Here is a 20,573-nt window from a genome sequence, read left to right as displayed (position 1 = left end):
GGCAGACGGGCACACTCAGGGAGGTTCGAAGCCGGTCCGAGTGAGGGAGCACGACGCATGACGCGACGCATGACACGAACGTGTGCCGTGCTCGCAACGACCCTTCTCGCCACCACCGCGACCTCCCTGAGTGGCGTCGCCGACGCAGAGTCCCAGGACACGGTGTCGGTACGTCTGTTGGCGTTCAACGATCTGCACGGCAGTCTCCGCCCGCCGGAAGGTGTTCGCAGCGAGATCAGGCAGGCCGACGGCTCTCTCACCCCCGCAGGTGGCGCGGCGTATCTCGCTGCTTACGTGACGCAACTTCGCAGTCAAGCCACCAACTCGCTGCTGTATTCGGTCGGTGACAACTGGGGATCGTCGGCGCTCGAGTCGGCGATGTTCAACGACGAACCGACGGTCGAACTCCTGAACCGGATGAAGATCGACGCTTCCGCGATCGGCAACCACGAACTGGACAAAGGGCTCGCCGAGTTCCGTCGCATGCAGTCCGGCGGTTGCTCCGCCGTCGATGCATGCACGTTCAGTCCGTCCTTCGGCGGCGCCAACTTCCCTCTGATGGCCGCGAACATGACGTACACCAACGGCACCCCGGCCACGCTGCCCTTCACCGTGAACATGGTCGACGGCATTCCGCTCGGAGTCATCGCGATATCCCCCGCCAACACGTCGCAGATCGTGACACCGGGTGGGATCGCCGATCTGCAGTTCGGCGACGAAGTCGAAGCGATCAACCGCACCGCCGACGTCCTCGACTTCTTCGGCGTCAAAGCCATCACCGTCCTCCTGCACCGTGGGGACGAACCGGCCGTCGAAGGTGGGCCCAACGACTGCAATGTCGAGTCCGGCCCGGCCCGCGACATCGCCCTTCGCGCCTCACCGAAGGTGGACGTCATCTTCACCGCCGACAGCCACCAGCAGTACAACTGCGAATTCCCTGATCCCGCAGGCAATCCCAGAGTCGTGATGCAGGGCGCTTCGCACGGCCGGATCGTGTCCGTCGCAGACGTCACCATCGATCGCAACACACGCGAGGTCGTTCGCGATCAGACGTCCGCGTTCAATCAGATAGTGACACACGACATTTCGCCGGATCCCGATATTCAGGCTCTCGCCGACCGGGCCTGGTCGGAGGCGTCGGACAGCGCTCAGCGGCCGGTGGGGACCATTACCGCCGATCTGACACGCGACCGCGTCCCCAGCGGCGAATCGACACTCGGCAACCTGGTCGCCGACGCTCAACTCGCCGCCGGATCGACACGAGGCGCCCAACTAGCGTTGACGAACCCCGGCGGCATGCGCGAGGACTTGGACTTCGGCACTTCCGGCCAGGTCACCTACCGCCAGGCCTACGGTGTTCAACCCTTCGGTAACAGCCTCGAGGTGCTCTCCGTCACAGGAGCGGTGTTGAAGGACGCTCTCGAACAGCAATTCCAGATCGACCTCGACGGCACCGCTACCGAGCGCATCCTCTCCCCGTCCGCGGGCTTCACCTACGCCATGGACCGGCGAGCAGCGCCGGGCTCGCGAATCTCGGAAATGCGCTTGAACGGGCAGGACATCGCCCCCGACGGCGTCTACAGCGTCGTGGTGAACAAGTTCCTCGCCGAGGGCGGGGACGGCTTCACCGCACTGAAGAACTCCACCCAGATGACCGGTGCCGGCAACGACCTCGACGCCTTGACCGCCCTGTTCGCAGCCGGGTCGCCGGTCTCGCCACCTGCCACCGACCGCATCCGCACCATCGGCTGACTAGGCATCCCCGCGCTCGATTGCCTAGTCTCGACGGGTGATCATCGCGACCCATAACGGCAAGTTCCATGCAGACGACGTCTTCGGCGTATCGCTGCTCAAGCAGCTGTACCCCGACGCCACCGTCGTTCGCAGCCGTGACGAGTCCGTCCTCGACAGCGCGGACATCGTGCTCGACGTCGGCGGTCGCTACAACCCGGCCGAGGGGCGCTTCGACCATCACCAGCGTGATGCCGGCGAGCGCAGCAACGGCATCCTGTACTCCGCCTTCGGTCTGCTCTGGCAGGAATACGGCCTGCAGTTCTGTGAAGGCGACGCCTCCGTGTTCCGCCGTATCGACAGCCGACTGGTCGAGGGCATCGACGCCGTCGACAACGGCCAAGAGATCTACACCCTCAACGACTACGGCACCAAGCCTTTTGATCTGTCGTCCGTGCTGGACCTTTTCAATCCGATCTCGTCCACCGACGAGGAGTTCGACACCCAGTTCGAGCTGGCCGTCGTTCTCGCAACCCAGGTCTTGATTCGCCTGCGCGCCAAGTACGCCGGCGACGCGGCCGCCGAGCGCGAGTTCACCGAGACCTACGAAAAAGCAACGGATCCGCGCTTCGTCGTCCTGGATCGCTTCGTTCCCCACGGCCGCGCCGCGTCGGCCCAGCCGGAGCTGCTGTTCACCATCTTCCCGAACACCAACGGCGGCTGGTCGATTCAGACGGTCAAGCCTGCTGACTCCAAGTTCGGTTCACGAAAGCTGTTGCCGGAGCCGTGGCGCGGCCTGAACGGCTCGGATCTTGCCGCCCAGACGGGCGTCGACAGTTCGGTCTTCTGCCACAAGGCCGGGTTCATCGCGGCTGCGCAGACCCGTGACGGCGCCCTCCAATTGCTCGAACTGGCACTGGCCGAGTAGTTCTCAGCTCACATTCCCAGTGCCGTCTTCACCGTCGGCCAGGAATCGTGAAGCGCGTCTTGCCAGTACGGCCACGAATGGGTGCCGTCGTTCCGATACGCGAATACTGCGGGAATCGACAACTCGCCCAACCTCGCTTCGAACAGTTGTGTGCACGTATTAGCGAGCGCCTCGAGCGGTCCGCCTTCGATGGCAGTCTGCAGTCCACTCGGGGTGAAGACGTTGTCGTATTCTCCGGGCGCACCTGTACCGGAGGACACGTAGATCGTCTTCCCTCGCAGCGTTTCCGCGTTGGTGGACGGGTCGTGCTTTTGCCAGTCGGGGTCCGACGCCGGACCCCACATGTTGGTGGCGTCGCCCGCCTTGCTGGCCACGGTGAGCCGCACGGAATCCTGCGAGGACGATTCGGAGTTGTCGAGACAGCCACTGTACGAGGCCAATCCGGTGTAGAGCTTCGGGTGATGTGTGATGAGGTTGGCCGCGCCGAGCGCACCCATGGACACCCCGCCGACCACATTCGTCCCATTTCCGGAAAACGCAGAATCGATCAACGCCGGAAGCTCTTCAGCGAGAAACGATTCCCACTTGTTCACACCGAGGTTCGGATCGTCGTTCTTCCAGTTGGTGTAGAAACTGCCGGTACCGCCAACAGGGAGAACGACGTTGACGTTTTTGTCGGCGAAAAACGCTTCGATGTCGGTCTTTTGAGTCCAGGTGCTTTGGGAGTATCCGGATTCCGAACCGGCACTGACGCCGTCGAGTAGGTAGAAGGACGGACGCGAACCGGCACTCGACGCTGGATGCAGAACCTGCACTTGCACCTCGCGCCGCATGGCCGGCGACTCGACGAAGACGGCACTGCGTGTGGGCGACAACTGCTCTATGCGATTGATATGAGCCCCGGCCTGACCGGCCGAATCTCCTGGCGGGTTTTCAGGTGCCGGTTCGGCATACGCCACTCCGCCCACGACAAGCGCGAGCACGACCAACACAATCCCGACAAACCCAAATCTCCGCATCCGTCAAGCGCCCCCTGAGCATCGCACGACTACCGCTGACTCTCGATTGGACAGGACGAACGTCCCGGGGTCAACCCACTGGTTGGGATTTATTACTCGCGGGTATCCAATGGAGTTGGACAGTTCTCCACCGATGCACACACAGGTGTGGATAACTTCATTCACATCCGCTTCCCAGTTGTGCATAACCTGTGGACAAAAGGATGAATTACAACATAGTTATTCCTTCTACCTGCAACGATTCGTTTCCCCACAGTGTGCATAACTTTGTCGAACAGGGCTCGCGAGACGCCGGTTTCCGGGCGTGTCCATGCAGTTCACACCGCCGCGCCACTCTTTGTTCACAGGCCCGACACCACCGGCCGACAATGCTCCCCACCCCGACTTCATACTTGTTGCATGCTGACCGCTCTGCTCGCCGCCACAGCTGTGCTCGCCCTACTGACTCTGGTCCCCGGGCCCGACATGGCCGTCGTGACGCAGGCTGCTCTCGGCGCGGGCAGATCCGCCGGTTTCCGGGTAGCTGCCGGCATCGTCTCGGGCCTTCTGGTGTGGGGTCTGTTGACCGTCCTCGGGCTGTCGGCGATCCTGGCCGCGTCGGCGGAGGCGTACACCGTCGTCAAGCTCGCCGGCGCGGCTTACCTGATCTATCTCGGTGTGCGAGCACTGTGGGAGAGCCGGACGTCGCGGATGCAACACAATGCCGACGCTCCACGATCGCAGAAGGCCGGGACATGGAAGACGGGCTTCACCACCAACCTGCTCAACCCCAAGATCGCCGTCTTCTACACCGGACTGTTGCCGCAGTTGGTTCCGGCCGGGTGGCCGACGGGACCGTCGCTTGCATTGCTGGTGCTCATCCACGCAGCCATCACCATCGTGTGGCTCAGTGGCTACGTGGTCCTTCTCTCGCGAGCGCGTAGCACCTTCGAAAAGCCCCGAGTGCGACAGGCACTCGAGCGCATAACCGGAACAGTTCTTCTAGGATTCGGAGCGAAGATCGCGCTCGAAGCGCGCTGACACGGCAATCGGAAAAGAGTAGACAGTGGGCGCGTGGGGATCGGGACCGTTCGAGAACGACGGTGCAGGGGATTTGATCGCGTCCATCGGGCACGGTGATTTCACCTTCGAATCGGTGAAGTGGGCATTCGAAGACGACTACCTCGAGGTCGACGGCGGTCAAATCGCCGTCGCCTTGCTCGAATTGGTACTGATCGTGCGTGCCGACCGCAAGCGTGACCCTGCCACCCAAGACCTCGATCTCGACTCCTTCACCTCGGCTCTGACCAGTGAACGGCTCACCTGGCTGATCGAAATGGTGGAGCGCACCATCGCATCGACCGATTCGGAACTGTTCGAGCTGTGGGACGAGCAGGGACCGGAAGAGCTTGCGTCGTGGCGCGTTCCCGTCGTGGACGGTCTCGAGGATCTGCGCGTTCTGTCGGTCTGATTCCGTCGCCGCTCCATCACGTTTGCTTATCGGGCCACAACGGTTCGGTCTTGGTCAGATGCCCTGGTAGGACCCTATGGTCGAACGGATCACCGAGTGAGAACTGTGGCTCGTCGACGACGGGAATCCACGCTCACCCCGGACCCAGGAGCAGACCATCATGGCGACTTTCGTTCCGGCTGCGCGCGTCGACAGAATCAGGGAGTCGCCGAGTGTGGCTGCCGCACAACGAGTGCGCGAGCTGAAGGCCCAGGGCCGTGAAATACTCGACCTGACCGTCGGGGAGCCCGATTTCGACACACCCGACAACATCAAGTCTGCGGCGATCACTGCGATCAACACGGGTCAGACCAAGTACACCGCAGTCAACGGCATCCAGGCTCTACGCGAGGCAATCGCAGCACGCGCGGCTTCGCGAACCGGAATCCAGTACGCGGACAACCAGATCACCGTCGGCGGCGGCGCGAAACAGGTCATCTTCCTCGCTCTCATGGCGACGGTCGAAGCCGGCGTCGAGGTTATCGTTCCCGCCCCTTACTGGGTTTCGTACCCGGATATGGTCCTCGCTCACGACGGAACTCCGGTGATCGTTCAGTGCGAGGAGTCCGACAACTTTCTTCTCACAGCCGAAGCACTATCCGCTGCAATCACTTCGAACACCAAGTGGGTCATCCTCAATGCCCCGGGCAACCCCACCGGATCTGTGTACACCCGCGAGCAGCTGCAGGCCCTCGCCGAAGTGATAGAGGCCAATCCCCATGTCAGTGTGTTGGTCGACGAGATATACGACGAGATCAACTTCGGCGACGCTCCGATCCCGAGTCTGCTGCAGGTCGCTCCGCACCTCCGTGATCAGGTACTGGTCACCAACGGAGTCTCCAAGTCTCATGCCATGACCGGGTGGCGACTCGGATACGGACTCGGAAATTCCGGATTGATCGGCGCCGTCAACAAACTGCAGGGTCAAAGTTCTTCCTGCCCGTCCTCGATCAGCCAGGCCGCAGCCGTGGAAGCCCTTACCGGCGACCAGAGTTTCCTCACCGAATCCGTACGAAGTTACCGACGACGACGCGACCTCTCGGCTCACCTCCTCAGTGTTGTCCCCGGGCTCGAGCCCGTCGTGCCGCAGGGTGCGTTCTACCTGTTCGTCAACTGTGCCGGCTTGATCGGCAAGCAGACCCCGGATGGCACCGTGATCGAGTCCGACCAGGATCTCGTCCTCTATCTCCTCGACGAGGCGTCGGTTGCCACCATTCAGGGTTCGGCTTACGGCGCATCGCCGTACTTCCGTATCTCCTTCGCCACCTCCGAGGCCGTCCTCGAAAAGGCCGCGGCACAGATCGCCGCGGCAGTCGAACGCCTTTCCTGATCTTTCATACTTTCTGGAGTACAAGATGATTCACGTCAAGACGAAAATTGATCGCGCGGACAAGGACCTGATTGCCGAACTGGGGACGTTCTCCGCGGCCACGATTCACGAGGCACAGGGACGTAAGGGGTCGCTGCATCCGGCGATCAAACCGATCGACCGCGACATGAAGTTCTGCGGCTCCGCCTTCACAGTCAAGTGCCATCCCCGTGACAACCTCATGCTGCAGGTTGCGATCAGCTACGCACAGCCGGGTGACGTCCTGATCGTCTCTTCAGGTGATCAAGCCGCCGGCCAGTTCGGCGATGTCCTCGCCAATGCCTGTGTTGCGCGCGGCATTACCGCACTGGTCACCGACGGCGGAGTGCGCGATACCCGGGAGATCCGCGAACTCGGATTCCCCGTCTTCTCCAAGCACGTGTACATCGAGGGAACCGTCAAGGAATCTCTCGGCCCGATCAACCATCCCCTGGTCTTCGGAGAACAGGTCATTTATCCCGGTGACGTCGTCAAGGGTGACTGCGACGGCGTTGTCGTGGTCCGCCGCGAGGAGGTTGCCGAGGCAATCGAACTCTCGCGTGCCCGTGACGAAGCCGAAGCCGGGTACATCGAGCGTTACAAGCGGGGCGAGACCCCACTCGAGGTGAGCAATCTGACTGCTCTGCTGGAAGCCAAGGGCCTGGTGGTCGAATAACCTGCTGTGCGCCTTTATTAACCGCCCGCGGTTAATAAAGGCGCACAGGGTCGAAGGACTCAGAACCGCAACAGCACCTTCCCCGACACCGAAGCATCCTTGGCGACTGCGAAGGCTTCCAGAGCTTCCTCGACCGGATATTCGTGTGTGAGAACAGCATCGACAGCAAGCGAACCGTCGGCGAGGGCGAGCAGCACCTCGTCGATTTCGTCGTTGAAGCGGAATGAGCCCACCAACTCCAACTCTCGCGTGATCGCCAGCGAAATGTGTACCGGTTGAGGTCCGGACGGAAGAAGCCCGAGCATGACCACCCGTCCACCGCGCGTCGCCCCGCGAATAGCGGATTCGAGCCCGCGATGATTGCCGGTGCACTCGACGACCACGTCGGCATCGGATGCGGCGACTGCCTCGGCGTCGGTGGCCTCGAGAACCCGATCCGCACCGAGCGTCGACGCGATCTGCAGCGGAACGTCGTGCACGTCGACCGCGGTGATCGACTGCGCGCCTGCTCGTCTGAGCACAGCCACGACCAGTGCGCCGATGGGTCCGCAGCCGACGACCAGCGCCTTCTTCCCGCGTACGTCTCCCGCTCGCGAAACAGCGTGCCAGGCAACGCTTGCCGGTTCGGCTACCGACGCAGTCCGCAGGTCCAACCCCTCGGGCAGTTCCCGGAGCATGCGTGTCGGGAGCACTGCGTATTTCACGAAGGCGCCCTCGGTGTGTGGGTACTGCGCTGCACTTCCCAGGTATGTGCAGCAGGGCGAGAGGTTGGGCCGATCGCTCGGGAACCGAGGCGCGGTCCCACCGGGCGTTGCGGGGTGTACGGCCACGGAAGTTCCAACTGCCGGCCCCGTTCCGTCCGCCGCGGCCGTCACGACCGTGCCGACCACCTCGTGACCGAGCAGCATCGGTGCCTTCAGAATCGACTCCCCCGCCGCGCCGTGCGTCCAGTAGTGCAGATCTGATCCACACACACCGCCGTAAGCGATCTCGATCACTGCCTGCTCGGCGGTCGGCGCAGTCAACGCAACATGCTCGACCCGCAGGTCACCTGCCGCATGGGCCACCACTCCGAGCGTCGTTTCCGGTAGTACAAAACTCATGATGCGCTCTCTCAGTCGTTGCGACGGATGAAGTCGAGGCCACCGGGCACCTGGAAGGTGGGGAGCACCTCGATGAGACCAAGATTGACGTGGCCAGGGGCGTCGATCGCGAACTCGATGGTATCCGCGATGTCCTTGGTAGTGATGGATTCGTAGCCTTCGTAGAAGGTCTCCCACGCTTCCTTCATGGCTTCGGGCGTGCCGCCGAGGTTGCGACCGAAGATCTCGGTCTCGACCCGGCCAGGGCAGATCTCGGTCACTCGAATCCGCTTGCCGATGCAGTCGTTTCGCAGCTGGCGCGAAATCTGGTGCACCGCAGCCTTGGTCGCGTGGTAGGCAGTGTGGCCGTAGAAGTTGTACAGGCCGGCGATGGAGCTGATGTTGACGACATGACCTAGATCGCGCTCCACCATTCCCGGCAGCAGAATGCGGCACAGGTGCAGCACCGCACGAAGATTCACGTCCACCATCGCGTCGACCGATGCTTCTTCGGCGTCGAGAATGTTTCCGGTTGCGGACACCCCCGCGTTGTTGACGAGGATGTCGATCTCCAGTCCGCCGACAGCTTCGGCGAGCGCGGCGGTGTCGGTGATGTCCACGGGCAGAGGGATCATTCCGGTGCGATCGGCAACCTCACCGAGCTTGTCGGCATTGCGGGCGACGCCGTAGACCGTCAGTCCGCGCTTGGTGAACATCTCGGTGACGGCGGCACCCATTCCGGTGTTGGCGCCGGTGACGAGAGCTGTGCGGTAATCGGAGAAAGGCATTGTGTGCTCCTACAGGAAGAAATTGGTATGACCCGGCGGCCGCCGCGGACTGCAGGCGGCCACCGGGCCGGATCAGGAGTGACTCACGCGAGAAGTCACAGAGTGTCGCGTAGCGGAACGTGGGCGCGATCGGTGATGGTGCTGACCGCGATCAGCGTGCCGACTGCGGTGATGACCGCGTAGAAGGCGGGAACGTAGATACCGAATTCGGGGATCAACCAGGTCATCAACAACGGTGCGGTACCACCGAAGAGTGCGGACGAGATGTTGTAACCCAAACCGTAGGCGGAGTAGCGAACCCGCGTGGGGAACAGTTCGACGATCAGGATGTGGATGACGGCTGTGTGCCCGGCGAAGATCACTGCCATGAGGCAAGCACCGAGAACGGCGAGGCCGACGTTGCCGGTCACGATCATGGCATAGCAGGGGATCGCTCCGATCGCCATTGCCGCAGCTGCACCGGCGATGACCTTCTTGCGACCGATCCGGTCGGAGAGAGCACCCATGAACGGAATCGCGAAGCAGATCGCGACCAGGCTGGATGCGGTGACGAGAAGCGCTGTCCCGGTCGAGAATCCGATCTGATCGCCTTTGAGGAACGTGGGCATGTACGAGAACAGAACGTAGTAGCCGGAACCATTCATCAAGGGGATGAACAGGGCGAGGATCATGGCGCGACGGTGTTCGGGAGTGGAGAATGCTTCCTTGAGCGGATTGCGCGACAAACCGCCGGATTCCTTGAGCCGCTCGAAGTTCGGGGTATCGGAGATCGCGCGGCGGATGTACCAGCCGATGATTCCCATCGGAATGGCCATGAGGAACGGGATGCGCCACGCCCACGATGCGAGTCCGCCGCCGTTGATCGCGTCGGCGTTGAGCCACGGCGACATGGCAAACGCGATCATCGTTCCGGTCAGCAGTGCGAGGAACGACGCGATCTGCGCGTAGCTCGTGATCAAGCCGCGCTTGCCTTCCGGGGCGTGTTCGGCGAGGAACGTCATGGCGCCGGCAGCTTCACCACCGACGGAGAATCCCTGCACGATCCGCAGAAAGATCAGCAGTGCCGGTGCCGCGATACCGATGGCCGCGTAGGTGGGCAGCAAGCCGATACCGGCGGTCGCCACGCTGATCAGCATGATGACGAACACCAACATCTTCTGTCGACCGATCCGGTCGCCGAGGATGCCGCAGACCACCGCGCCGAGGGGTCGAACGAAGAACGAGACCGCGTAGCCGGCGAACACCAGCATCAGCGCGTCGCTCGACTTCGATACGTCGAAGAACACGATGGCCAGTGCCGTCGCCATGAACGCGAAGACACCGTTGTCGTAGAGCTCGACGAAGATGCCGACGCAGCCCGCTGCGACGACTTTCCGGACCTTGCGCGGGTCGACTACCTGGCCGTCTACCGCTTCGATGGTGTTGGTCATGCTGTCTCCAAAATAGACGCGCGGCGCGGAGCGCTCGCGGGGCGTGTGGTGCCGACGTGGCTCGGTACTCGGGCTTCCGAGGTGTGAAGAGGTATCCGGAGGGTGGTGAATACGTTCTCCACACGCCGCCTCAGCAAGGCGATGCGGTGCTGCTGTTCGCGGTGCTCTGCAACCGCCGTTGCGACGCTGCAGTTCCGGAATCGGACGCGGTGCCCGGGTCGGGCCTGTCCCAGCTGTGAGAGTGAAACGGTGGTGACGACTGCCAGCACCGGATAACCGGCGGTGACGCCTCTACCTCGATGCAGGACCAGAAGTTCGTTGCCAGCGGGTACTTCGACGGCGCCGATGGGGACGCCGCGCGAGAGGACCTCGCCGGTGCCGGTGCGCTGTGGGAGCGGCTGCTCATCGGTAGATGCCAGCCGAAGCCCGATGTGATTGCTCTGATCGCCCACCACGAATTCGGTGCCGAACAGCGCGGCTGCACTCTCCCCGAAGTCGTCGATGTCGGGGCCGTCGGTCACGTCGAGCGTCCACACGTTGCCGAAGGTCGGTCGGTCGGGCAACAACCGGAACAGCGGTAGCCGGAAGACCGGGTGGTCGATCGGCGGGCAGTCGGTGTCGACGACCAGCGTCTCCCCCGCGGTCAAGTGACGGCCGAATCCGAGGACCTGGTCGGGAGCGCAGCTGCCCAGGAGGTAGTCGGCCGTCAGCTCTCCGTGGACGGCGACGTAGACGCGCAATCCGTCGTGGATTCCGGTGACGGCAAGCCGCTGACCGGCTCGCCAGACGATCGGTTCCCACTGCGGTTGCCGATGTCCGTCCACCGTCACCGTTGCGGGTGCACCCGTGACGGCGATCAGCAGATCCGTGGACGCCGACGCTGAAAAGTCGAGGGCCGTCAACTCCAGTAGCGGGGCCTCGCGCCTACTACCCACCAACGCGTTGGCGATCTCCGCGCTGATCTGGTCGGCTGCGCCGCCCGTCGCCTGACCGAACTGTGACGCCGATCCACGCCCCAAATCCTGGACGGAGCTGATTCCGGGAGTCAGGACGGTGACGGTCTCAGCCATGGGGATCACCCCCTACGGGCAGGAGCGAGCGTCCGTCGAAGTCGTCCCAGCGATCGGCGTCGATCGCACGGAAGACGAACAGATCGCCCGGGCGGTAGGCAGAAATCTGCTCCGACGCCGGATCGACCAAGATGAGCGGGGTCCGGCCGATCACTGCCCAACCGCCGGGCGCAGGCCTGGCCGAAACGACTGCCTGACGTCCGGCCACCGCAACGGAACCGGCCGCGACGTGCGGTCGCGGGCTCGATCGGCGCGGGATGGGAAGGCCGAACGCCGGGCCGTCGAGCATCGGGGCGCCGCCGGGTGAGCCGTAGCAACGCATGACCAACGGGGCTGCGGAGTGAAGGCGCACCACTTCGGCTTCGGTGACGCCGAGAAACCGCGCTGTATCACCCAGGTCCGGGCCGTGTTCGCCCCCGTAGACGACGGGGATCTCGAACGTCCTAGGTTCACCTTCCAGCGGTCGGGGGATAGTCGTTGCTTCGCGAACCAGGCCGCGGACGGCGTCGTGGTCCGTGAGGAGGTTGTCGAACTCGACCAGCAGGGCGTCGTATGTCGGGATGACGCTGACGATGCCGTCGGCACCGAGATCGAAACGTGCAGCGATCGATCGAACGGTGTTCCAGTTCTGCTCGGCGGTCCCGCCGCTGACACTGACGCGAACGGCGGCGTCACCGCAGTCGGCGACGTAGGTCTTCACGCGGAACACCCGACATCACGGGCCCGCCGTGACGCCACGACCCGGGTCAGCGGCGCAATGGTGACACCGGCGGCCTCGAGCGCGGCGCGAATCGCCTTCGCGTTCGCGACGGCACCGGGGTTGTCACCGTGCACGAGGACCGTATCGGCGACAACCGGGATCAACGTGCCGTCCACAGCTTCGACGACTTCCTCGACCACCATCCGAACGGTCCGCTCGACCAGAACGTCGACGTCGTGAATCACCGCTCCCGGCTCGCTGCGGGGCACGAGAGTTCCGTCGGAGTTGTATGCGCGATCCGCGATTCCGACGATGCCGACGCTCAATCCGCGGGCAGTCGCCTCGTCGGCCAACGCCCCGTCCTGGGCGAGCACGATCAACGACGGATCGAAGGCCGCGACCGCATCGACGACGGCGCGCGCGTAATCCTGGCGTACAGCAACAAGATTCCCGAGTTTGCCGTGGGGAGCGATGTGCGACAACGACGTTCCGTTCGCGACCGCAAAGGCGTGAAGGGCGCCGAGTTGGAACAGCACGTCGGTTCGGACCTCGTTCTCACTGAGATCCATCGCGCGACGTCCGAATCCGGCGAGGTCCGGAAAACTCGGATGCGCGCCGATGGCGATACCGCGCGATACGCACCCCCGCACGGTCGCATCCATGGTTCGTGGATCGCCTGCATGGAATCCGCAAGCGATGTTGGCCGAAGTCAGCGTGTCGAGCAGAGCATCGTCGGCGCCCATGGTCCACGTGCCGAAACCTTCGCCGAGATCGGCGACAAGATCGATGCTGGTTGCCATTTCGGTCCTTCCGGTTCGTTTACTTGTTCGTACGGGCGCCGTTGCCCGTGGTTGGTCCGACTGTCGAAGTTCTGTGTGTCGACTTCGGTGTTTCTGGGACGCTACTCAGGAACGCCAAAGGGTTGTTAATACCGTTTCGCGTTGGGGTGATCGGAATTCGATATGTCCGTTGAGCTGGTAGTTTGCACAGCATGGACACGAGAAGGCTCTACTCGTTCGTACGAATTGTCGATGCCGGCAGCATCACCCGAGCCGCCGACATCCTGCACATCGCACAACCCGCCCTGAGCCAACAGATGACGTCGCTGGAAACGCAGTTCGGTCAGCAACTTCTGATCCGCAGCAAACAGGGTGTCGAGCCGACCGATGCGGGGCACGCACTCTATCGGCATGCTCAGGTGATTCTGCGTCAGGTGGAGAGTGCTCAGGCCGAGGTGTCCGTGGTCGGACGGGCGCTGGCGGGTGGCGTCTCGGTCGGCCTCGCCCCGTACAGCACCGCGACGGCAATCGCCTTGCCGCTCTTGGCCCGTGTGCGCGAGCAGCACCCGAATATCTTGTTGCACATCAACGAGAACTTCGGTGGCGTGCTCAGCGAAGCGATGATGACCGGTCGCATGGATCTGGCGTTGTTGTACGACGCCGGCCCGATCAAGGGTGTGACGTTCGAACGCTTGCTCACCGAGGAGCTGGTGGTGGTTGCGCCGTTCGGTACCGGACTGGCAGGCGAATCGGGATCCGACATCTCCCTGCCCGAGATCGCCGAACTACCACTATTGCTTCCGGGTCGGATGCACACCATCCGCAAGGTGGTGGAGCAGGCTTTCGACCGTGCAGAGCAGCAACCGAACATCGTGGCCGAAGTGGAATCGGTGATGACGCTGTCCGAGGCCGTACGCACCGGATTGGGCGCGACGGTTCTGCCGTGGTCGGTGGCCCGCAGGGTCATGGACGTCGAAGCGCTCGAGCTACGACGCATCGAGCCGGGCATCGAAGTGCATGTCTCCCTTGGCACCCCGGCCAATCAGCCCCTCTCCAAACCGGCCGAGGCGGTGCGCGATGTTCTGCGCACCGTCGTTGCCGATTACGTGAAGGGAACCAACGCGAGCGGTCAGTAGCCCGCCGACGGATCGATCACGGCGGCGAGGTCCTCACCTGCGGCGAATCGGGCGACGTTGGCTGCAACGTGATCTGCCAGGACGCGGGTGAGCGTCGTAGCCGGGTTGGCGACGTGTGGAGTGATGATCGCGTTGGGCAGCTTCCACAACCGATGCCCGTCCGGCAACGGCTCGGGATCGGTGACGTCCAGTGCCGCCCCGCCGATCGAACCGGCTTCCAGTGCGTCGACCAATGCGTCCGTGTCGACGAGGGTGCCACGCGCGATGTTCACGATCCAGCTCGACTCCGACATCTGGTCCAGTTCGGCCTTGCCGACCAGATGCCGCGTCGCGGATGTCGACGGTGCTGCGATCACGAAGTGATCTGCCTTGGACCAGATTTCGCCGGTGCGGTCGGCCGAGAGCGTTTCGGAAGCACCCTCGACAGGGGTCCCGGAGCGGGTGATCGCGATGACCTTGACTTTGGACGCGGCGAGGTACGGGATCAACGCACGGCCGATTCCGCCGCAACCGATGATCGCCACTGTCGAGCCCTGCAAAGTGCCCACCCGCGGGTCGAACTCTTCCTTGCGCCACGATTGCGCCGCCAATTGTTCGGGGAGAGAACGAACTCCGGCGAGGAGAAGCATCATCGTATGTTCGGCAACATTGCCCGCGTACGCTCCGGCAGCAGACGTCCAGACCCGCTTGTCGTCGATCACCCCGGCGTCGAACCAGGGCTCGATGCCGGCGAACGGCAACTGCACCCAACGAACCGAATCGGGTAGCGACGACGGGAACGTCTCCGGCCCGTGTACCCACACGACGCCCTCGGCGTCTGCCAGTGGAACGAGAACTCCACCGGCTCGGCGTATTCCGTCGGCGACGTGAGGATCCTCGACGGGACCGAGGTGGATGCGAGGGGCGCTGGCGTCTGTCATGTGGGTGCTTTCTGTTCGAGTAGCGGACGATCTAACAGCGGACAATCAGACGACGGCCGTCATTCCGCCGTCGACGTAGAGGATCTGACCGTTGACGAAATCCGAAGCCGGGGAGGCCAAGAACAGTAGCGACCCGATCAGCTCCTCGGTACGGCCCCAACGTCCGGCGGGTGTCCGCTTGGCGAGCCACGCGGTGAACTCCGGATCGTTGACCAGCGCAGAGGTCAGTTCGGTGTCGAAGTATCCCGGTGCGATCGCGTTGATCTGCAAACCGAAGGGTGCCCAGTCAGCGCACATTCCGCGGGTGAGCATCTTGAGCCCGCCCTTGCTGGCCGCGTACGGTGCGATTCCCGCTCGGCCGAGTTCGCTCTGCACCGAGCAGATGTTGACGATCTTCCCGTGTCCGCGCTCGACCATGCCGCGGGCGAATTCACGTCCGACGTAGAACGCACTGGTCAGGTTGGTGTCCATGACACGCCGGAAGTCGTCGTCGCCGAACTCGAGAAGCGGGGCGCGGTGCTGCACGCCGGTGTTGTTGACAACGATCTCGACCGGGCCGACCTCCGCCTCGATGCGTGTCGCCGCATCCCGGACGGCGGCCGAATCGGTGACGTCGAACGCGTATGCGTGCACCGTTGCGCCGGTCGCGTCGGCGATGCGTCGACGCTCGGCTTCGAGCACGTCGGAATTTCGGCTGTTGAGCACCACCACCGCACCCGCCTCGGCGAGACCAGTCGCGAGGGCCGAGCCGATGCCTCGGCTCGAACCCGTCACCAGCGCGACCTTCCCGGAAATGTCGAACGGGCCGGGGCTTGCGGTGCTACTCACGCTGTGACGCTCCTCTGAGATGTATGGATGTAGTCGACTGCCTCGCCCACCAGTGTGCTCGGTTCGGAGACGACATTCAGCGTGATGCCGCGCTCGTCGTCTGTAAGCGGTTCGAGAGCCTCGAACTGGGAGATGAGCAGACTCTCCGGCATGAAGTGCCCGGCGCGGAAACGCATACGTGCGGAGATAGTCTCGAAATCACCGGCCAGGTGGACGAACTGCACGTCGAGACCGTCCGGGCGCAACCGGCCCCGATAGTCCTTTCGCAGAGCCGAACAGGCAACGACGCCTGTTCGTCCCGCATCGGCACGCTCGGAAAGCCAGGCCGCGATCGCGTCGAGCCACGGCACACGGTCTTCGTCGGTCAACGGTGTCCCCGAACGCATTTTGGCGACATTGGACTCGGGGTGCAGATCGTCACCGTCGACGAAGTCTGCCCCGAGAGACGTGGCGAGACCCACTGCCACGGTGCTTTTTCCAGCACCGGCCACACCCATCACAACTACCTGCACGGTCATGCTTCGACCATGCCCGACTACCGAAGGCCAGACAATACTCGAGTGATACCGGTTCGCGAGGGTGCCATAGCGGAACGATCTAGGAACTTCTGCCCGTTCGAGCCCTATCCGTTCGCCTTCGCGATCGAATCCTTGCCCTCGGCCGCTCCACCCTCGATGGTGTCGTGCTGGATGGGAACGAACTTCTTCTTCGGCAGCAGGAACAGCCACGTCGCGAAGACGAACGGGCCCGTTCCGGCCGGCAGGCTGATCGGAGCAAAGGCAGACACCAGCGTGCCGTGGATGACAACAGTCACCAGTACTCCGAAGACGGTGTAGACGAAGACACGCCACGACGGGTTGTAGAACACCGATCCGAGAGCAATTGCCGTCAGCACCGAACTGAGCCCGTAGAGACCATTGCCGATGTCGACGGTGTTTGCGCCCAGCGCCAGTACCGAACCCATCGCTATCGCGGAACCGATGAGCGCGAACAACGCCGCCCAACGCGACGCGACCAGCAGCGCGATCACGAAGATAATGCCGGTGACGGTGTTGTTGATCAGAAAGATCTGGGAAACGTTGCGGAACAGCGTGTCCCACAGGAAGCTGAAAGTAATTTCGGCATGAACTGACGCGTCCCCGATGTGCTGGGGAAACTGGCCCGCGCTGAGGTCTGACGTTTCGATCCGCAGGAACTGGAACGCCGCGAGGAGGAAGAACCAGTTGACGAGGTTGAACGGAAAGGTCAGCGCCGGTACGCCCCACGTCTTGAAGACATTGGCAACGGCCAGGAACGCGATCGTCGACGCGGCAGCTCCCACCACGAGGTAGATCCACAGCATCACACCGCCGGCAAGGAACGTCGGAAAGGCAGCTCCCACAAGAACTCCGTTGTATCCGTACAGGCCGATACGCATCGAATCGTCGTCGGAGTGCAGCATCATGCCGGTGACGGTGGATACCACCAGACCCACCACGGCACCAATTGCGACGGTGATCGTGTCCGCGGCTATCGCTCCCCAGAAGATACCGACCAGAAACAGCAGGCCCGTCAGCGCATTGCCCTGGAACATCACCTGCCCGGAGCCTTTGAGATTGGTGTCGATGAATCTGAGCACGACGTTCTTGTCCGCGACGTCGTCCCAGGGTTTGGTGATGGTGGTCATCGCACGTCCCTCGATCCTTCTCCGACGATCCGCGTCATCCCCACAGCGGGACGGGCGGAATGGTGGTGTCCAGAACTGCCTTTCGCACCAGAGCCCAGAAATCACGAACCTTCGCCTTGACGGGTTCGCTCTCCGGACCGAGGACTTTGAAGATGAGACCGGCGTCGTTCGGTAGCCGACTCGCTCCGGAAACGACCTTGCCGTCACGGCCCGGAACTACCTCTTCGAGAATCGCGTCGGCGTGCTCCTTCGGTGTCAGCAGGATGACATTGCCGAACACGTCGTGGTCGCCCATGATTCCGCCGTATCGCACGGGGAAGCGTGCCGGTTCGATCACCAATTTCTCGGTGAAGAGGTTCTTCCCGTCCGGACGCTCCGCCTTGATCATTGTGGAGTACAGGTCGTAGACGAACATCTCTCCGCCGTCGTGGTACTTGCGACCCGACATCACGATCTCCGAGAACAACAGCGTTGCAGTCGGATCCACCGTGATGTCGGTGCGCGCGTAGTACCTCGCGTTGCGGTGTGGGATCGTCACCCCGGGCATCAGTTCGAGATACGAATTCTCCGCGAGCACCACTTTCTGGAGTTGCGACGCGTGATTGGCATCCATCCGGTGAACCTTGGTGGCCGACTGAGTGGTCACGTGCGCGAGGGAACCCGGTTCCATCTCGATGGTCAGGAACAGTCGATCGCCTTGCAACACACTGCCGGACGTCGAGATCATGTAGACGCACGGCATGGTCGGCAACGCTTCGTCCCAGTACAGCGCCTGCTGAACGAGCAGCGGTGTCTTGCGGTACATGTCCCGCAGAATCGTCTTGTCGCCACGGTCGACAAATCGCATCTCGAGAACGCCGGTCTTCCCGACCTTGCCGGCCGGGGCCTGCTTCGGCTGGTCCTGGTACTGGTCGAGTTCCGGGATGGTCGGGATCGGCCCCGGGAGCGACCGCGATGCTCCCGGGACGGACGTTGCGCTCACGGTGCGCTCGCTCCCACTTCCTCTTCGTCGAAGAGGACTCCGTGCACGATGAGGTCCACCACTTCCTTGATGCCTTCCCCGGTCATGCAATTGGTGAAGACGAACGGCTTGTCGCCGCGCATCCCCTTGGAGTCGCGATCCATGACTCCGAGATCGGCGTTGACGTACGGTGCGAGATCGGTCTTGTTGATGACCAGGATGTCGGACTGCGAGATTCCCGGACCGTTCTTGCGCGGAATCTTGTCGCCTGCGGCTACGTCGATGACGTAGATGAAGAAGTCGACCAGAGCTGGACTGAACGTCAGTGTGAGGTTGTCGCCACCACTTTCGATGAACACCACGTCGGTGTCCGGGAACGTTTTCTCCATGTCCTCGACCGCCGCGAGATTCATACTCGGGTCTTCGCGGACGGCGGTGTGTGGGCAGGCTCCCGTCTCCACGCCGACGATACGTTCCTCCACGAGAACACCTTTGAGAGCCTTGCGCACATGCTTGGCATCTTCGGTGGTGACCACGTCGTTGGTGATGATCAGAACGCTGGTGCCCCGCTTGATGAACTCCGGTGTGATCGCCTCGATGAGCGCGGTCTTACCCGAACCCACGGGTCCGCCGATTCCGATGCGCGTTGTCTTCTTCATCGTTCTCCTTCTAGTTCATGAACATTCGGACGTGCGCCTTGACGTGCACCGCAGCCAGAATGTCGATCATCGGGGCGAAATTGGACATGTCGTCGAGTCCGTAGTCACGCACTGCGGCGTACTCATGGCCGGCAGTCTGATTGACCTCGAACAGAATCTCTTGCGTCGCGAGGTGATCGACTCGGACGATACGAAGGGCAGCGCCGAGCAACGTCATCGCGACACCGTACTGATTGACCGTGAAAGCGTCCTCTTCCGGAGAACCCATCTCCGCGAAAGCAATTCCGAGGCCGACGGGGTAGGTACCCGGTGTCTCCCCCGATGCGATCGCGGCCAACCACTTGTTGAACAGGGTCTCACCGGCCAAGCGCCCGCCGAGTTCGGCCAACTTCTTACCCATGCGGGTACTCATCGTGCGTGCTTCTTCGTTGAGTTTGCGTTCGATCACTGCATGATCAGCGGCGAGGATCGCCGAGAAATCACCGGCTGCCGCACCCCGGTGCGCTGCGAGTACGGCGATACCGTCGCACGTCGCGCCCTGATGGGCGGCCGAGAGCACAAACTCCCGCAGCGACGGACCACCCGTGACAATTCCTTGCGCCACGGCCGATTCCAAACCGTTGGAGAACGAGAAGGAACCGACCGGGAACATGGAATCGGAAAACTGCATCATCCGCATCGCGCGGTTGATGCTGAGCCCGGATCCCTCAGACGAGAGGGTCATGGGTATGCCCCTCGCCCTCACGCGCGGCCGCACCGAACAAACGGCGTGCCTCGTGTGGAGCGATGTAGGGAATGACCTCGGCGCCCGGGATGAAGGTGTACTCGATGCCCTCGAAAGCATGCGTACGCATCACCGAGCCCATGACCGCCTTGTCGACGGTCAACGGAACGTAGACCTTCATTCCCTTCACCACCGCAGGCCAGTGCTGGTTACCCACGGCATGTCCCAACTCCAGGCACGTCTGAATCATCTTCTCGGGCGTGACGTCGACCAGCGCGCTCAGGTCGATCTCCAACACGTCCTTGAGGTTGATCCTGGCCACGACCACGGTGTTCGCCGGCTCGTCCCACAGCAGAATGTCGCCGTCCTGCAACTGAATACCACGATCAAGCGAGACGGCCAATTCACGGCCACCGATCGTGGTGCGTCGTAACCGACTCTTCTGCGCTTCCCACTGATCGAGCGACAAGACGTCGACTACCGCATTGTCGAGTCGACCGGCCCACTCCTCGTCGGTCTCCTTCCCGAGCAGCGCGTCGACTCGCGTCGGCTTTCCGCTCGGCGCGGTCATCTCGCCGTGCGTGTGTGGCGTCGCATCGGCACCGTGCGTGTGTGTGATTGTTCCCGACACTGGAGACC

At 62.9% G+C, this 20,573-nt stretch carries 22 protein-coding genes; 7 read left to right on the top strand and 15 right to left on the bottom strand.

All coding sequences use genetic code 11. The annotated features are described in order from the left end of the window. Nucleotides 1-57: 57 nt before the first annotated feature. Complete coding sequence (locus BH682_RS01645; protein WP_075831850.1) at nt 58-1,752, top strand: bifunctional metallophosphatase/5'-nucleotidase; 1,695 nt, start codon at nt 58-60, stop codon at nt 1,750-1,752. A 37-nt stretch (nt 1,753-1,789) separates the two neighbouring features. After that, nucleotides 1,790-2,659 carry an MYG1 family protein gene (locus BH682_RS01640; RefSeq protein WP_075831848.1) on the top strand — a complete coding sequence of 290 codons (870 nt, stop codon included), beginning with the start codon at nt 1,790-1,792 and terminating at the stop codon, nt 2,657-2,659. A gap of 8 nt (nt 2,660-2,667) precedes the next feature. Here BH682_RS01640 and BH682_RS01635 read toward each other — a convergent pair whose 3' ends face one another. Beyond that, the gene (locus BH682_RS01635; protein ID WP_075831846.1) at nt 2,668-3,678 is read right to left on the bottom strand and encodes an alpha/beta hydrolase; all 1,011 of its coding nucleotides are present in this window, start codon (nt 3,676-3,678) and stop codon (nt 2,668-2,670) included. Between the two features lie 399 nt (nt 3,679-4,077). Here BH682_RS01635 and BH682_RS01630 point away from each other — a divergent pair, with 399 nt between their 5' ends. The 4 genes from BH682_RS01630 to BH682_RS01615 all read left to right on the top strand — a co-directional run bounded on the left by BH682_RS01630 (nt 4,078) and on the right by BH682_RS01615 (nt 7,191). Beyond that, nucleotides 4,078-4,698, top strand: coding sequence for a LysE family translocator (locus BH682_RS01630; protein ID WP_007731691.1), 621 nt, complete (start codon nt 4,078-4,080; stop codon nt 4,696-4,698). Between the two features lie 25 nt (nt 4,699-4,723). Next, nucleotides 4,724-5,128 (top strand): DUF4259 domain-containing protein, encoded by a 405-nt coding sequence (locus BH682_RS01625; RefSeq protein ID WP_042447698.1) that lies wholly within the window; start codon nt 4,724-4,726, stop codon nt 5,126-5,128. Nucleotides 5,129-5,288: 160 nt separating this feature from the next. Next, a complete protein-coding gene (locus BH682_RS01620; protein WP_075831844.1) occupies nt 5,289-6,497 on the top strand; it encodes an aspartate transaminase in 1,209 nt (402 codons plus the stop codon). 25 nt (nt 6,498-6,522) lie between these two features. Beyond that, nucleotides 6,523-7,191, top strand: a complete 669-nt coding sequence (locus BH682_RS01615) for a 4-carboxy-4-hydroxy-2-oxoadipate aldolase/oxaloacetate decarboxylase (protein WP_007731695.1) — start codon at nt 6,523-6,525, stop codon at nt 7,189-7,191. A 59-nt stretch (nt 7,192-7,250) separates the two neighbouring features. Here BH682_RS01615 and BH682_RS01610 read toward each other — a convergent pair whose 3' ends face one another. From BH682_RS01610 to BH682_RS01585, 6 genes are all read right to left on the bottom strand, one after another. Continuing rightward, complete coding sequence (locus BH682_RS01610) at nt 7,251-8,294, bottom strand: L-idonate 5-dehydrogenase (protein WP_030535776.1); 1,044 nt, start codon at nt 8,292-8,294, stop codon at nt 7,251-7,253. Between the two features lie 11 nt (nt 8,295-8,305). Next, a complete protein-coding gene (locus BH682_RS01605) occupies nt 8,306-9,061 on the bottom strand; it encodes an SDR family oxidoreductase (RefSeq protein ID WP_007731698.1) in 756 nt (251 codons plus the stop codon). A gap of 95 nt (nt 9,062-9,156) precedes the next feature. Then, nucleotides 9,157-10,491, bottom strand: coding sequence for an MFS transporter (locus BH682_RS01600; protein ID WP_075831842.1), 1,335 nt, complete (start codon nt 10,489-10,491; stop codon nt 9,157-9,159). Beyond that, nucleotides 10,488-11,561, bottom strand: coding sequence for a biotin-dependent carboxyltransferase family protein (locus tag BH682_RS01595; RefSeq protein WP_075835106.1), 1,074 nt, complete (start codon nt 11,559-11,561; stop codon nt 10,488-10,490). Before BH682_RS01595 ends, BH682_RS01600 begins: the two co-directional genes overlap by 4 nt. Next, on the bottom strand, nt 11,554-12,261 hold the full coding sequence (locus BH682_RS01590) for a 5-oxoprolinase subunit B family protein (protein ID WP_172403470.1): 708 nt from the start codon (nt 12,259-12,261) through the stop codon (nt 11,554-11,556). The genes BH682_RS01595 and BH682_RS01590 overlap by 8 nt, the downstream gene beginning before the upstream one ends. Beyond that, complete coding sequence (locus BH682_RS01585; RefSeq protein ID WP_075831840.1) at nt 12,258-13,061, bottom strand: LamB/YcsF family protein; 804 nt, start codon at nt 13,059-13,061, stop codon at nt 12,258-12,260. The genes BH682_RS01590 and BH682_RS01585 overlap by 4 nt, the downstream gene beginning before the upstream one ends. A 191-nt stretch (nt 13,062-13,252) precedes the next feature. Here BH682_RS01585 and nac point away from each other — a divergent pair, with 191 nt between their 5' ends. Then, nucleotides 13,253-14,176, top strand: a complete 924-nt coding sequence (gene nac, locus BH682_RS01580) for a nitrogen assimilation transcriptional regulator NAC (protein ID WP_064073574.1) — start codon at nt 13,253-13,255, stop codon at nt 14,174-14,176. On the opposite strand, the gene BH682_RS01575 is transcribed toward nac, so the two are convergent. From BH682_RS01575 to ureE, 8 genes are all read right to left on the bottom strand, one after another. After that, nucleotides 14,170-15,096: a D-isomer specific 2-hydroxyacid dehydrogenase family protein gene (locus BH682_RS01575; RefSeq protein WP_007731707.1), complete on the bottom strand. Its 927-nt coding sequence runs from the start codon at nt 15,094-15,096 to the stop codon at nt 14,170-14,172. The two genes, nac and BH682_RS01575, sit on opposite strands and share 7 nt — an antisense overlap. Nucleotides 15,097-15,141: 45 nt before the next feature. Next, nucleotides 15,142-15,924 (bottom strand): SDR family oxidoreductase, encoded by a 783-nt coding sequence (locus BH682_RS01570; RefSeq protein ID WP_007731708.1) that lies wholly within the window; start codon nt 15,922-15,924, stop codon nt 15,142-15,144. Beyond that, nucleotides 15,921-16,442 (bottom strand): gluconokinase, encoded by a 522-nt coding sequence (locus BH682_RS01565; RefSeq protein ID WP_030535782.1) that lies wholly within the window; start codon nt 16,440-16,442, stop codon nt 15,921-15,923. Before BH682_RS01565 ends, BH682_RS01570 begins: the two co-directional genes overlap by 4 nt. 104 nt (nt 16,443-16,546) lie before the next feature. Further along, a complete protein-coding gene (gene yut / locus BH682_RS01560) occupies nt 16,547-17,590 on the bottom strand; it encodes an urea transporter (RefSeq protein ID WP_030535783.1) in 1,044 nt (347 codons plus the stop codon). Nucleotides 17,591-17,624: 34 nt separating this feature from the next. Beyond that, nucleotides 17,625-18,572, bottom strand: coding sequence for an urease accessory protein UreD (locus tag BH682_RS01555; RefSeq protein ID WP_007731712.1), 948 nt, complete (start codon nt 18,570-18,572; stop codon nt 17,625-17,627). Then, entirely contained in the window at nt 18,569-19,210 is a 642-nt protein-coding gene (gene ureG / locus BH682_RS01550) for an urease accessory protein UreG (RefSeq protein ID WP_007731713.1), read from the bottom strand. Before ureG ends, BH682_RS01555 begins: the two co-directional genes overlap by 4 nt. A 10-nt stretch (nt 19,211-19,220) precedes the next feature. Then, nucleotides 19,221-19,934: an urease accessory protein UreF gene (locus BH682_RS01545; protein WP_042921156.1), complete on the bottom strand. Its 714-nt coding sequence runs from the start codon at nt 19,932-19,934 to the stop codon at nt 19,221-19,223. Further along, complete coding sequence (ureE, locus tag BH682_RS01540; RefSeq protein WP_007731715.1) at nt 19,918-20,565, bottom strand: urease accessory protein UreE; 648 nt, start codon at nt 20,563-20,565, stop codon at nt 19,918-19,920. Before ureE ends, BH682_RS01545 begins: the two co-directional genes overlap by 17 nt. Nucleotides 20,566-20,573: the final 8 nt, after the last annotated feature.

The sequence above is a fragment of the Rhodococcus sp. YL-1 genome, assembly GCF_001942025.1.
GTDB classification, from domain to species: Bacteria; Actinomycetota; Actinomycetes; order Mycobacteriales; family Mycobacteriaceae; genus Rhodococcus_F; species Rhodococcus_F qingshengii.
The sequence above is the reverse complement of the archived record's forward strand: the minus strand, read 5'-3'. Positions and strand labels throughout refer to the sequence as shown.

What these genes read in the sequence shown, in the direction of transcription:
- BH682_RS01645 (WP_075831850.1), top strand. Translation starts at nt 58, where the DNA reads ATGACGCGACGCATGACACGAACGTGTGCCGTGCTCGCAACGACCCTT.
- BH682_RS01635 (WP_075831846.1), bottom strand. Translation starts at nt 3,678, where the DNA reads ATGCGGAGATTTGGGTTTGTCGGGATTGTGTTGGTCGTGCTCGCGCTT.
- BH682_RS01630 (WP_007731691.1), top strand. Translation starts at nt 4,078, where the DNA reads ATGCTGACCGCTCTGCTCGCCGCCACAGCTGTGCTCGCCCTACTGACT.
- BH682_RS01620 (WP_075831844.1), top strand. Translation starts at nt 5,289, where the DNA reads ATGGCGACTTTCGTTCCGGCTGCGCGCGTCGACAGAATCAGGGAGTCG.
- BH682_RS01615 (WP_007731695.1), top strand. Translation starts at nt 6,523, where the DNA reads ATGATTCACGTCAAGACGAAAATTGATCGCGCGGACAAGGACCTGATT.
- BH682_RS01610 (WP_030535776.1), bottom strand. Translation starts at nt 8,294, where the DNA reads ATGAGTTTTGTACTACCGGAAACGACGCTCGGAGTGGTGGCCCATGCG.
- BH682_RS01605 (WP_007731698.1), bottom strand. Translation starts at nt 9,061, where the DNA reads ATGCCTTTCTCCGATTACCGCACAGCTCTCGTCACCGGCGCCAACACC.
- BH682_RS01600 (WP_075831842.1), bottom strand. Translation starts at nt 10,491, where the DNA reads ATGACCAACACCATCGAAGCGGTAGACGGCCAGGTAGTCGACCCGCGC.
- BH682_RS01595 (WP_075835106.1), bottom strand. Translation starts at nt 11,561, where the DNA reads ATGGCTGAGACCGTCACCGTCCTGACTCCCGGAATCAGCTCCGTCCAG.
- BH682_RS01585 (WP_075831840.1), bottom strand. Translation starts at nt 13,061, where the DNA reads ATGGCAACCAGCATCGATCTTGTCGCCGATCTCGGCGAAGGTTTCGGC.
- nac (WP_064073574.1), top strand. Translation starts at nt 13,253, where the DNA reads ATGGACACGAGAAGGCTCTACTCGTTCGTACGAATTGTCGATGCCGGC.
- BH682_RS01575 (WP_007731707.1), bottom strand. Translation starts at nt 15,096, where the DNA reads ATGACAGACGCCAGCGCCCCTCGCATCCACCTCGGTCCCGTCGAGGAT.
- BH682_RS01565 (WP_030535782.1), bottom strand. Translation starts at nt 16,442, where the DNA reads ATGACCGTGCAGGTAGTTGTGATGGGTGTGGCCGGTGCTGGAAAAAGC.
- yut (WP_030535783.1), bottom strand. Translation starts at nt 17,590, where the DNA reads ATGACCACCATCACCAAACCCTGGGACGACGTCGCGGACAAGAACGTC.
- ureG (WP_007731713.1), bottom strand. Translation starts at nt 19,210, where the DNA reads ATGAAGAAGACAACGCGCATCGGAATCGGCGGACCCGTGGGTTCGGGT.
- BH682_RS01545 (WP_042921156.1), bottom strand. Translation starts at nt 19,934, where the DNA reads ATGACCCTCTCGTCTGAGGGATCCGGGCTCAGCATCAACCGCGCGATG.